This window comes from Enterococcus sp. 3C7_DIV0644 (assembly GCF_002141235.1).
Taxonomy (GTDB): domain Bacteria; phylum Bacillota; class Bacilli; order Lactobacillales; family Enterococcaceae; genus Enterococcus_D; species Enterococcus_D entomosocium.
Window position 1 is genome coordinate 2,739,560 of the sequence record NZ_NGLK01000001.1, and the last position, 12,041, is coordinate 2,751,600.

At 42.4% G+C, this 12,041-nt stretch carries 10 protein-coding genes; 9 read left to right on the plus strand and 1 reads right to left on the minus strand.

The annotated features are described in order from the left end of the window. The 7 genes from walK (at position 1) to A5877_RS12885 (ending at position 8,550) form a co-directional block, all read left to right on the plus strand. A complete protein-coding gene (gene walK / locus A5877_RS12855; protein ID WP_008377228.1) occupies positions 1-1,842 on the plus strand; it encodes a cell wall metabolism sensor histidine kinase WalK in 1,842 nt (613 codons plus the stop codon). Next, the gene (locus tag A5877_RS12860) at positions 1,839-3,149 is read left to right on the plus strand and encodes a YycH family regulatory protein (RefSeq protein ID WP_086316945.1); all 1,311 of its coding nucleotides are present in this window, start codon (positions 1,839-1,841) and stop codon (positions 3,147-3,149) included. The genes walK and A5877_RS12860 overlap by 4 nt, the downstream gene beginning before the upstream one ends. Continuing rightward, positions 3,150-4,004, plus strand: a complete 855-nt coding sequence (locus A5877_RS12865; protein ID WP_005237391.1) for a two-component system regulatory protein YycI — start codon at positions 3,150-3,152, stop codon at positions 4,002-4,004. A 55-nt stretch (positions 4,005-4,059) separates the two neighbouring features. Beyond that, on the plus strand, positions 4,060-4,866 hold the full coding sequence (locus A5877_RS12870) for an MBL fold metallo-hydrolase (RefSeq protein WP_005237390.1): 807 nt from the start codon (positions 4,060-4,062) through the stop codon (positions 4,864-4,866). 42 nt (positions 4,867-4,908) lie between these two features. After that, complete coding sequence (locus A5877_RS12875; RefSeq protein WP_008377233.1) at positions 4,909-5,646, plus strand: MurR/RpiR family transcriptional regulator; 738 nt, start codon at positions 4,909-4,911, stop codon at positions 5,644-5,646. 155 nt (positions 5,647-5,801) lie between these two features. After that, entirely contained in the window at positions 5,802-7,094 is a 1,293-nt protein-coding gene (locus A5877_RS12880; RefSeq protein ID WP_005237388.1) for a PTS sugar transporter subunit IIC, read from the plus strand. 25 nt (positions 7,095-7,119) lie between these two features. Next, positions 7,120-8,550, plus strand: a complete 1,431-nt coding sequence (locus A5877_RS12885) for a 6-phospho-beta-glucosidase (RefSeq protein WP_086316946.1) — start codon at positions 7,120-7,122, stop codon at positions 8,548-8,550. 43 nt (positions 8,551-8,593) lie between these two features. Here A5877_RS12885 and A5877_RS12890 read toward each other — a convergent pair whose 3' ends face one another. After that, positions 8,594-9,238: a CPBP family intramembrane glutamic endopeptidase gene (locus tag A5877_RS12890; RefSeq protein ID WP_008377239.1), complete on the minus strand. Its 645-nt coding sequence runs from the start codon at positions 9,236-9,238 to the stop codon at positions 8,594-8,596. Positions 9,239-9,455: 217 nt separating this feature from the next. Here A5877_RS12890 and groES point away from each other — a divergent pair, with 217 nt between their 5' ends. Then, positions 9,456-9,740 (plus strand): co-chaperone GroES, encoded by a 285-nt coding sequence (gene groES, locus A5877_RS12895; RefSeq protein WP_005225291.1) that lies wholly within the window; start codon positions 9,456-9,458, stop codon positions 9,738-9,740. A 32-nt stretch (positions 9,741-9,772) separates the two neighbouring features. Continuing rightward, entirely contained in the window at positions 9,773-11,401 is a 1,629-nt protein-coding gene (gene groL, locus A5877_RS12900; protein ID WP_005237384.1) for a chaperonin GroEL, read from the plus strand. Positions 11,402-12,041 lie beyond the last annotated feature (640 nt).

Here is a 12,041-nt window from a genome sequence, read left to right on the forward strand (position 1 = left end):
ATGAAAAATAAGGTTCGCTTTTTTCAATCGGTGAACTTCAAAATCGCCCTGACTTTTATCTTGATCTTATTGATTGCGATCCAGATTATCGGGGCGTATTTTATTCGCGAATTGGAAAGAACAACGGTCGATGCCTTCAAACGCGACATGGAGGCACGGGCCAGCACGTTAGTGGTGACATTAGGCTCTGAATTGAGTCGCATGGATAATGATGACGGATTGGATTGGGATTCCATGAATGCTTCCTTGAATCGAATCTTAACGAGTACCAACTCTTCAGAAATTTTGGAGATGCGGGTGGTGGATGAGCAAGGGATTATTCGTGCAACCACCAATATCAATGATCGTGGCTCGGTGGGTGAAAAAAATGATTACCGTGATTACGATACGAACCGCAGTGAAGTCCTTTATGATGAATCCAGCGGTCAGCGGGTGTTCAATATCGTCCAGTCGATCCAATCACCGACTGGGGATACCGTTTTAGGAACCCTTTATTTACGGAGCAATCTAGAGTCAAAGTACAATGAAGTCAGTACGACGGCTGTCATTTTTGTTACCGCCTCGCTGATTGCGGCAGTGATTTCGATCATTGTGGCACTATTGGTCTCTCGTTCGATTACCCAACCAATTGGAGAGATGCGGGAACAAGCGATTCGCATCGCTAAAGGAGATTATAGCCGCAAGGTCGCGATTCATGGAAAAGATGAATTGGGGCAACTGGCGGAAACCTTCAATCAACTAGGGGAACGAATCGAAGAGACTCAAGAGGCGATGGAGTCCGAGCGAAATCGCTTGGATAGTGTCTTATCCCACATGACAGATGGCGTAGTTGCCACCGACCGACGAGGCAAAGTCATAACCATCAATGAGATGGCGATGTCCTTGTTGAATGTCACTAACGAAGAAGCGATCGGGCAGTCGATTTTGACGTTATTGGAAATCGATGAAGAATACACGTTGCGAAAACTTTTGGAGAATCCTGAAGACATGCTTTTGGAACGTCCTAGCAATGATTTGACGGGAACAAATTTGATCTTGCGCATTGATTTCTCCATGATCCGTCGGGAGTCCGGGTTCATTTCCGGTCTAGTTGCGGTAATGCATGATGTCACGGAACAAGAAAAAAATGAGCAGGAACGGCGAGAATTTGTCTCCAATGTTTCCCATGAGTTGCGAACACCTCTAACGAGTATGCGTAGTTACATCGAAGCGCTGAGTGAGGGCGCTTGGAAAGATCCAGAAATTGCACCGAACTTTCTAAAAGTGACCTTGGATGAAACGGATCGGATGATTCGCATGATCAATGACCTATTGAGTTTGTCGCGGATGGATAGCGGCAATTCACAACTGCAATTGGAATATATCAATTTCAATGAGATGGTTAATTTCGTGTTGGATCGTTTTGACATGATGGTGACGAATGAAAGCAAAAAATATCTGATTCGTCGGGAGTTCACCAAACGAGAATTGTGGGTAGAAGTCGATACGGACAAAATGATCCAAGTGATCGACAACATCATGAATAATGCCATCAAATATTCGCCAGATGGTGGGATTATTACGGTGAAATTGATGGAGACTCATAACAACATCGTCCTTAGCATCAATGACCAAGGACTAGGAATTCCGAAAAAAGATCTCACGAAGATCTTTGATCGTTTTTATCGAGTCGATAAAGCTCGAGCCCGGCAACAAGGAGGTACCGGCTTAGGGTTGGCGATCTCACGTGAAGTCATCAAAGCTCATGGCGGTGCGATTTGGGCGGAAAGTCGAGAAAATCGCGGGTCAACATTTTACATTATGTTGCCGTATGAACCGTATGAGGAGGATTGGTGGGTATGAGAATCTCAGAAAAAATCATTCGAGCAGGTTTAATCGTGATGATCGCATTGAGTTTTTATTTCTCCTATATGATTTGGCTAAATCCGACCGGGTTCAACAATGCCAGCACCGAAACAGATACTGGCGTCAATCCTTCGGTTCAAACGTACAAACAAAAAAGCGATTTGTTTTTGCCCCTATATCTAACATGGAATGATGAAGAGGATATCAAAGAAACCAACTCTGAAGCGGTGATTCGAGAGATCCAAGAGGTGATCAACGAGGCAACGATCAGTGATTTGACCCTGCGAACCTATGGTGAAGAACAGGCTTTTTCGAAAGCCCAAGAGGTCGAGCAAGGAATATCCTTAAACTACTATACGACATTTTACTTGAAAGATTACGAGAAAACCTTTGATAAAGAACTGTCCTTAGAGGACGAAAGTGAAACAGAGGATTTTCCGTTTTCTCGCATCCAGTTTGATCTCGAAGAAAATACGATCCAATTTGTTGACTTTACCCATCAACGAGTAGTTCGAGGCAAGATCGACTGGGATAAAAGCCAAGTAAAACACTTGCTAGCAGACAATCCTCGGGAATGGACGGCAATGAGGACTGATCAAGAACGATCCAGCAATCAATACTATACGCAGGATTCGATCAAGCTAAAAAAATACAGCTACTATTCTTCGACACAGTCTCAGAGTTTGTTCCGAGAAGCCTTTTTCAGCAATCCTAAAAATGTCAAGATCAATGACGAAAGTGTCGATACCTACTATTATGAAGGTGGGCAAAACATGACGGTCTTGCAAGATCAGCAGCAAGTCAAGTTTGAAACCACCACAGACGGTTCCGATGAAATGGATCTGGCAATGTTGAGTGCGGATTACATTATTCGTCTAGGCAATAACTTTGGGACGATCCGCTATTTTGATCAACAAGACAAACACTTGGATTATCGGGTTTTCGTCGAAGGCTATCCAGTCTTTAGTACTGGCGGCCAAGGGGTGATCAGTGTCGCTTTTTCAGAAAGTGGTCAGACCGGCAGTCGTGAAATGACGATTTCTGCCAGCTTGAACGCAATTCAAGTGCCGATTCCTTCTGAAACGGAGATTGAATTGCCTTCTAGTTTGTCAGTCAAAAATGATTTGATTGCGGCAGGGGCTGACCCAGAGCTGTTGCAACAGATCATCGTCGGCTATCAATGGGGGGAGATCAAAGATGCACCACTGGTTGATTTGACACCTGCTTGGTATGTCAATTATGACTCGTCTTGGATTAGCTATGATGCATTAATGACAAAATTAGCAGAAACGGAGGAGAATTAATTGGATTTTAAACGAATCGAATGGATTTTTTTCCTCGCTTTTCTTGGTCTGAATGTCTTTTTATTCAATGTTTATAGTGAGGCTCGCAGCGAGCATCAGATGGTTTCACAATCAAACCAAACGATTCCTATCGAACAACGACTCGATTCTGAGGACATTCGGTATTCTGGTGAATTATCAGACGAGGTCTTGAGTGGCTATTATTTGAGCGGTGAACAGACGGATTTTGAGGCAGAACTACGAAATCCGCAACTCAATACTCAGTTCAAAAGAGGGTCGACGGTCAAAGGGCAGCAGTTGATCCATGTCTCAACCAATGGCTTTTATATCAGTGATGATTCTCAAACGGAAGAAACCGTCAATGGTTTCTTGCAACGTAAAGACCAAGTCCTGTTTGGGGATGAATATGACTATTTGGAAAACCTCTCTGTCTTGAACGCCAATCATCCGACGGTGGTGGCGGTCCAGTCGTATGAAGGCATTCCTTTCAATGACAGCTCAAGTCGGATCGATATCACCTTAGAACAAACGGATGATCTACTGCAGATTGCCCGTTATACGCAAACACATATCTCCAATATTACGCCTCTAAGGGAAAAGATGACGGTCTATTCAGAAAAAGAAGCAGTAAATACGCTTTATCTGAACAACAAGCTGCCAAGTCACTCGAAAATTCTCTGGACGGAATTAGCCTATACGATGATTTTGAAGGTTAGGGAAAAAAACGTGTATATTCCTGCATGGTTTATTGCTTTCCAATTAGATGGCGATGACACCATTCAAATCGAAACGGTCAATGCCTTCAGCAATCGGATCATCACGAATAATGCCGTTCAAAAGGTAGAAAATCCATAAAAAAGCGGGTATAATGGAACTCGTTGAAACAACCAGAGAGGAAGTCACGTAAACCATGATGAAGGAAAATGCCTTTCAAGTAAGTATTCTAGCCAGCGGAAGCTCAGGGAATTCGCTCTATATCGAAAGCAATAAAAAGCGGATCTTAGTGGATGCCGGTTTGAGCGGCAAGAAGATCACTTCATTATTGGATGAAGTAGGGCGCAAACCAGAAGACTTGGACGCCATTCTTGTGACCCACGAACATCGGGACCACATCCACGGTGTTGGAGTACTGGCACGAAAATACAAACTTGATGTCTATGCGAATACAAAAACATGGCAAGCGATGGATCCAATGATCGGTAACGTCGCTGTCGAACAAAAACATATCTTTGAAATGGGAAAAGTGCTGACCTTGGGTGACTTGGACATTGAAAGCTTTGGCGTCTCTCACGATGCTGCAGCGCCGCAATTTTATCGTTTCCATAAAGACGGCAAATCATTCGTGATGTTGACGGATACCGGTTATTGCAGCGATCATGTGCGAGGCATTATCAAAGGCGCCGATGCGTACCTTGTGGAAAGCAACCATGACCTAGAAATGTTGCGAATGGGTCCTTATCCATGGAGTCTCAAGCAGCGGATTCTTGGAGATCGCGGTCACTTATCGAATGAAGATGGCGCACTTGTCATGACGGATATCTTGACCGACAACACCAAACGGGTCTATCTTGGTCATTTAAGTAAAGAAAACAACCTGAAAGAGTTGGCGCACTTAACGATGGTCAACACCATGAAAGAACATGATCTAGGTGTTGGAGAAACGTTTGAAGTCTTTGATACCGATCCTGACAAAGCGACGGAATTATTTGCGATCTAATCGATCATCAGAGCGATGAATTTGTTGGGTGGAGGCAGTGGGATGTTTGATGAAGAAAAAATCAAGACTTTGAACGAGCTTGAAATGGCAGTTTATAAATACATTGTCCAGCATTTTGAAGAGATCGATCAGCTGACGATTCGCGAATTGTCAGCTGCATGCCACGTCTCAACGTCGACGATTTTACGATGTATCACGAAATTGGGCTATCGTGGATATTCAGAGTTAAAGTATGCAATCTGTCAAAAAAAGGAACAAGACGCACGAGCGTTTGATCTTTTCTATGATGCAACGATTCAAGTCAATACATTCTTAAAAAAAGTCAATAATGAAGATTACCGTAAGTTTATCCAACCGGCAGTAGAATTGATTCTTTCCGCACGCCATGTGGCGTTTTCCGGTATCGGCACAAGCGGCATTCTGGGCACCTATGGCAGTCGCTATTTTGCCAACTTAGGCATTAATGCTTATAGCATCGTTGATCCCTTTTTGCCAGTACCGTCTCGTGGAATGGAAAATACGTTAGCGATCATTTTATCGGTGTCGGGTGAAACCATTCAAATGATCAAGCAAACGGAAGACTTCAAACGCTATGGAGCAAAAGTACTCAGCATCACCAATGATGAAAAATCGACGATCGCCCAAATGGCGGACTACAATATATCGTATTATATGCCCGTCGTAAGTGGCGGAAAAGAAGTCGATTTGAACCTGACAACGCAAGTCCCGGTGATTACACTGATCGAACTTTTAGCCCATCAAGTCTACAAGCAAATCTAAGCGATCGTAAAAAAACAGCTTCGGCTGTTTTTTTTGTTGGAACATGTTTCATAACTTAGAAAAGCTATAGGCAAGGGGAATATTATCCATTAAGATTTATTTGTAAGCGAATTCACTGGCCGGTGGATGGAATTTTATTTTAGGAGTGATGTGAGATGAACGAATGGATCAATGAGAAATTATTACCCCCAATATTAAAATTTGTTAATACGAAAGCAATCACTGCATTAAGAAACGGTATGCTTTATACGATGCCCTTTTCAATCGTAGGATCGATTTTCCTGCTATTAGCAAACTTTCCCGTCCAGTCGATTGCGGATTGGGTAACGAATAGTGGCTTAGGTGAATACTTCAACCAAGCCTATGGCGCCTCTTTTGCAATTATGGCTTTTTTCGCCGTAATGGGTATCGCCTATTCGTATGTAAAAGCAGAAGGTTACGAAGGACTCCCAGCAGGAATGATTGGTTTAGTTATTTTCTTATTAACTATGGAGTCAAGTGTAACGGATGCTGAAGCAAATGTGACCATCGCAAATGTCATTGATAAAACATGGACTGGTGGACAAGGCATGATCAGTGCCATCTTAGTAGGGCTTTTTGTGGGTTGGGGCTATACTTGGTTCTTAAAACGCGACATCCGGATCAAACTGCCAGAACAAGTACCCACCAATGTTGCAAACTCATTTACAGCGTTGATTCCGGCAGCTGTTTTGACGACCATCGCATTAGGCATTTATGTTTTCTTTGATAAAGTCTTTCAGACAACCGTGGTCGAATGGATCTACACCGTGATTCAAAGTCCAATGCAAGGTGTGACGGATTCTCTTGGCGGTGCAATGATGCTAGGCTTCTTAGTACCATTCTTGTGGTTCTTCGGGGTTCATGGTTCGACGATCGTGGGCGGCATCATGGGGCCGATTTTACAAGCCAATTCATTAGCAAATACGGCTATTCTTGAATCTGGTAAAGCATTGACATTGGAAAATGGGGGACACATCGTGACCCAACAGTTTTTAGATCAATTTATGACGGTAACTGGCGCAGGAATGACGATTGGCATCGTGCTATACATGGTTGCTTTTGCCCGTTCAGCGCAGTTCAAACAATTAGGACGTCTCTCCCTGATCCCAGCATTCTTTAATATCAATGAACCAATTATTTTTGCGACACCGATCGTCATGAACCCAATCATGGTCTTACCATTTATTTTGACACCGATGGTTTCAGGCGTGATCACGTATTTTGCACTTTATACCGGTATCGTACCGTTATTTACTGCTGTGCAAGTTCCGTGGACGACCCCGCCGATCATTTCAGGATTTCTAGTAGGGGGCATCCGGACCGCTATTTTACAATTTGTTGTTTTAGCAATCGGCTTCTTTATTTACTATCCTTTCATTCGTAAGGTCGATAGTTTGAACTATAAACAAGAAACAGAGATCGTTTAATACCAAGGAAGCAGGTTGAACAGAAATGAATAAACTTAGAAACGATTTTTTATGGGGTGGCGCAGTCGCTGCTCACCAATTGGAAGGCGGCTATCGTGCGGGTGGAAAAGGCGTGAGTGTCGCTGATGTCATGACTGTAGGAGGCAACGGAATTTCTCGCCGAATCACGGAAGGTATCCAACCGGGCGAAAGCTATCCCAATCATGAAGCGATCGATTTTTATCATCGGTATCCTGAAGACATCAAGCTTTTTGCCGAATTAGGGTTGAAGTGCTTCCGAACATCGATTGCCTGGACCCGTATTTTTCCAAAAGGTGATGAACGCGAGCCAAATGAGGAAGGCTTGGCCTTTTATGATCAATTATTCGATGAGTGTTTACGCTATGGCATTGAGCCGGTTATTACCCTTTCTCACTTTGAAATGCCCTATCATTTAGTTACCGAATACGGAGGTTGGCGTAACCGTAAGTTGATCGATTTGTTTGTCCGCTTTGCAGAAGTTTGTTTTACGCGCTATCAAAAGAAAGTGAAGTATTGGATGACTTTCAATGAAATCAACAATCAAGCAAACTACAAAGAAGATTTTGCGCCGTTTACCAATTCCGGTCTGTTCTTTACCGAAGGAGAAGACCGAGAAAAAATCATGTACCAAGCAGCCCATTACGAACTCGTTGCTAGTGCGAAAGTGGTGGCGCTAGGGCATGCAATCAATCCTGCGTTTCAAATCGGATCGATGATCGCGATGTGTCCAATCTATCCGTATTCTTGCAATCCCAAAGACATGATGGCAGCCACGGTGGCCATGCAGCGCCGCTATTGGTTTTCAGATGTGCATGCCCGTGGACACTATCCGAGATATATGCGTAGCTATTTTGAGAGAAAACAATTTGATTTAGATATCACCCCTGAAGATGAAGCAATTTTGGCAAACGGCTGTGTTGACTACATCGGCTTTAGTTACTATATGTCTTTTGCGATCAAAGGTAAGGAAAATGATCCAACCTATGACTATGATGAGAGCCAAGATCTGGTGGATAATCCCTATGTTGATGCTTCCGAATGGGGCTGGCAGATTGATCCCGTGGGCTTACGCTACGCCATGAATTGGTTCAACGAACGCTACGAATTGCCGCTCTTCATTGTAGAAAATGGCTTTGGTGCCGTAGATACAGTGGAAGAGGATGGACAGATCCATGATGACTACCGTATTGATTACCTGAAAGCCCATATCGAAATGATGAAAGAAGCAGTAGCTTATGATGGCGTCGACTTATTGGGTTATACACCGTGGGGCATCATTGACTTGGTTTCTGCTGGTACAGGGGAAATGAAGAAACGCTATGGTGTGATCTATGTGGACAAAGACAATGAAGGAAATGGGACCCTTGATCGTCGGAAGAAAGATTCATTTGCATGGTATCAGCAAGTGATTGCGTCCAATGGCATGAAGGTATAAAGAAAAAAACGTTACGCAAAATTTCTGCGTAGCGTTTTTTTCTTTAGGGCATTTGGATATAGCCGTAATGAAGCAACAACTGAATAATAATAACTAAAGTGTTCATTCCCACATGGGTAATCATGGAAGTCCAAATGCTGCCGGTCAAGGCATAAAGCCCAGAAAAGAACAGTCCTAAGAAAATATAGACTAAGAGATGATTGTCATTATGGGCAAAGGCAAAGGCTACAGCGCTGACCACTACACCGACCCAAACATTGCTGTATTTCCCAATGATGCCAACTAAGGCTCTGCGGAAGACAAATTCTTCCATAATTGGTCCACCAACCATTGCCGCGAGGGCGAACAGTGGGTTTTGCAGCACAATAGCAATGATATTTTCGGTATTTTGCGAAGCACTGACTTCACCGAAAAGCGATTCGATAAAAATGGCTAGATTTTGCAACAAGATCGCTGCAATAATACCTGTCAGTCCATAAATAAGAATCGATGAAATTTTTGATCTTTTGTGTTCAAACGATAACGGTTCCGTTTGTTTGAAATACAAGAAAAACATGATCGCAGCACCAACTAAATAACCAATCGTTGTTGCGGCCACTTGATGTCCGCTAGGGATGAAGGCGATCGGTAGAAAAAAGACGATGCCGTAAGTAAGAATCGTGGACAAAGAATATTTTGATAAAGACATAGTTGTTTCCTCACACTCCTTTGCTTCATTATAGACTAGGTTGCTTCTAGAAACAAAAAATCCTACTATTTTTATCAATCAAATAGAAATGCAAAAAAAATTTAGCAAAAGGCTTGCAAAAATTTGGGAAAATGAGTAATATTGAAACTGTAAGTTAGCACTCGATACAAGAGAGTGCTAATACTAAATTCTATAACATTCATTGGAGGGATTTATCGTGTTAAGACCATTAGGTGATCGTGTGATTATCGAAGTCGCAAAAGAAGAAGAAAAAACTGTAGGCGGAATCGTGCTTGCATCAGCAGCAAAAGAAAAACCACAAACGGGTACCGTTATTGCAGTCGGCGAAGGACGCACGCTCGAAAACGGTGAAAAAGCTCCTGTTGCTGTCAACGTTGGCGAACAAGTAATGTTTGAAAAATACGCTGGCACAGAAGTGAAATATGAAGGAACAGAATATTTGATCGTTGCTGCAAAAGATATCATTGCAGTAGTAGAATAAGAAAAATAAAAAATACTTGAGGTGATGAAATCATGGCAAAAGAAATCAAATTTGCAGAAGACGCACGCGCAGCAATGCTTCGTGGGGTAGATAAATTAGCAGATACAGTAAAAGTAACCTTAGGTCCTAAAGGTCGTAACGTGGTTTTAGAAAAATCTTACGGTTCACCATTGATTACAAATGACGGTGTAACGATCGCTAAAGAAATCGAATTAGAAGATCATTTTGAAAACATGGGCGCAAAACTTGTTTCTGAAGTCGCTTCAAAAACAAACGATATCGCTGGTGACGGAACAACGACTGCTACGTTATTGACACAAGCAATCGTTCGTGAAGGATTGAAAAATGTCACCGCTGGTGCGAACCCATTAGGTATTCGTCGTGGGATCGAAATGGCAACAAAAGTGGCTGTAGAAGAGCTACACAACATTTCATCAATCGTTGATTCAAAAGAAGCAATCGCACAAGTTGGTGCTGTTTCTTCTGGTAGTGAAAAAGTTGGTCAATACATCGCTGATGCAATGGAAAAAGTCGGCAATGACGGTGTTATCACTATTGAAGAATCAAAAGGGATCGAAACAGAATTAGATGTTGTGGAAGGAATGCAATTTGATCGTGGGTACTTATCACAATACATGGTAACTGACAACGATAAAATGGAAGCAGCGTTAGAAAATCCATACATCTTGATCACTGACAAAAAAATCTCTAACATCCAAGATATCTTGCCATTGTTAGAACAAATCTTACAACAATCAAAACCATTATTGATCATCGCTGATGACGTTGATGGCGAAGCATTACCAACACTTGTCTTGAACAAAATCCGTGGAACATTCAACGTTGTCGCAGTGAAAGCACCAGGATTTGGTGACCGTCGTAAAGCAATGCTAGAAGACATTGCGATCTTAACTGGTGGTACAGTGATCACTGAAGACTTAGGTCTTGAGTTGAAAGATGCAACCATCGATAACTTAGGTCAAGCAAGCAAAGTGGTTGTGGATAAAGACAACACAACGATCGTTGAAGGTGCTGGTGAAAAAGAAGCAATTGACGCACGCGTTCAATTGATCAAAAACCAAATCGCTGATACAACTTCTGACTTTGACCGTGAAAAACTACAAGAACGCTTAGCAAAACTTGCTGGTGGAGTTGCAGTGATCAAAGTTGGGGCACCAACTGAAACTGAATTGAAAGAGTTGAAATTACGTATTGAAGATGCATTGAACGCAACACGTGCCGCTGTTGAAGAAGGCATGGTCTCTGGTGGTGGAACTGCCTTAGTCAATGTCATCAACAAAGTTGCAGAAATCGAAACAGATGGCGATGCAGCAACAGGTGTCAAAATCGTTTTACGTGCATTAGAAGAACCCGTTCGTCAAATTGCTGAAAATGCAGGCTACGAAGGTTCAGTCATCATCGACAAATTGAAAAACGCTGACTTAGGTGTTGGTTTCAATGCAGCAACTGGCGAATGGGTAAACATGCTAGAAGCTGGGATCGTTGACCCAACAAAAGTAACGCGTTCTGCATTACAAAACGCAGCTTCTGTTGCCGCATTATTGTTAACAACTGAAGCAGTCGTTGCCGACAAACCAGAACCAGCAGCGCCAGCAGCTCCTGCAATGGACCCATCAATGGGTATGGGCGGCATGATGTAAGCAAGCCTTGAGAACTCCTCTTTTGAGGGGTTCTTTTTTTGTACGATCAAAAAATACTTTAACACAGTAAAAGACAAAAAACCTCTCTTCTTAGTATTCTAAGCACCAAAGAATTGGTTCATTGCTTGAATAAAAGGAGAAAGGACTGGTAGATATGAGCTATCTATTTGTCTTGTAAAGGCAGCGTGTTTTCTAAGGAACCGTGAATTACAACCGTTCCCAAAATCCCTGGGCAAACCCAGTAATAAATTCATAAAGAGCCGGTAGGAGCACAGAAACACATAAGACGAGAAAGACCATTTTCTGAACAGCGGTTAATTGCTTGAGGAAATGGTTTTTTGTGAACAATAAATACGCGATACAGATAACGGCAAGTAGCTGCAATAAATCAAATAAAATGGACAAGAAAATCACCTTTTCTAATTAGATTATATGGATGTTAGAATGATGGATTGTCTTAGCATAGAGCAAAGGGTTGAATGATATTGTTCTGAGAAAACGTGAAGATCAACGTTTATAAAGAAACGGTATTTCGACCCCAAAGAATGCGAAGATACCGCTTAAAAGAAAGTAAGTCAATAAGCCTAAATAAAAAAGGACTTTCCAATTCAATTTCTTTTTCATTTGATCCACTCCTTTT

What these genes read in the sequence shown, in the direction of transcription:
- walK (WP_008377228.1), top strand. Translation starts at nt 1, where the DNA reads ATGAAAAATAAGGTTCGCTTTTTTCAATCGGTGAACTTCAAAATCGCC.
- A5877_RS12860 (WP_086316945.1), top strand. Translation starts at nt 1,839, where the DNA reads ATGAGAATCTCAGAAAAAATCATTCGAGCAGGTTTAATCGTGATGATC.
- groL (WP_005237384.1), top strand. Translation starts at nt 9,773, where the DNA reads ATGGCAAAAGAAATCAAATTTGCAGAAGACGCACGCGCAGCAATGCTT.
- A5877_RS12875 (WP_008377233.1), top strand. Translation starts at nt 4,909, where the DNA reads ATGTTTGATGAAGAAAAAATCAAGACTTTGAACGAGCTTGAAATGGCA.
- A5877_RS12885 (WP_086316946.1), top strand. Translation starts at nt 7,120, where the DNA reads ATGAATAAACTTAGAAACGATTTTTTATGGGGTGGCGCAGTCGCTGCT.
- A5877_RS12890 (WP_008377239.1), bottom strand. Translation starts at nt 9,238, where the DNA reads ATGTCTTTATCAAAATATTCTTTGTCCACGATTCTTACTTACGGCATC.
- A5877_RS12870 (WP_005237390.1), top strand. Translation starts at nt 4,060, where the DNA reads ATGATGAAGGAAAATGCCTTTCAAGTAAGTATTCTAGCCAGCGGAAGC.
- A5877_RS12880 (WP_005237388.1), top strand. Translation starts at nt 5,802, where the DNA reads ATGAACGAATGGATCAATGAGAAATTATTACCCCCAATATTAAAATTT.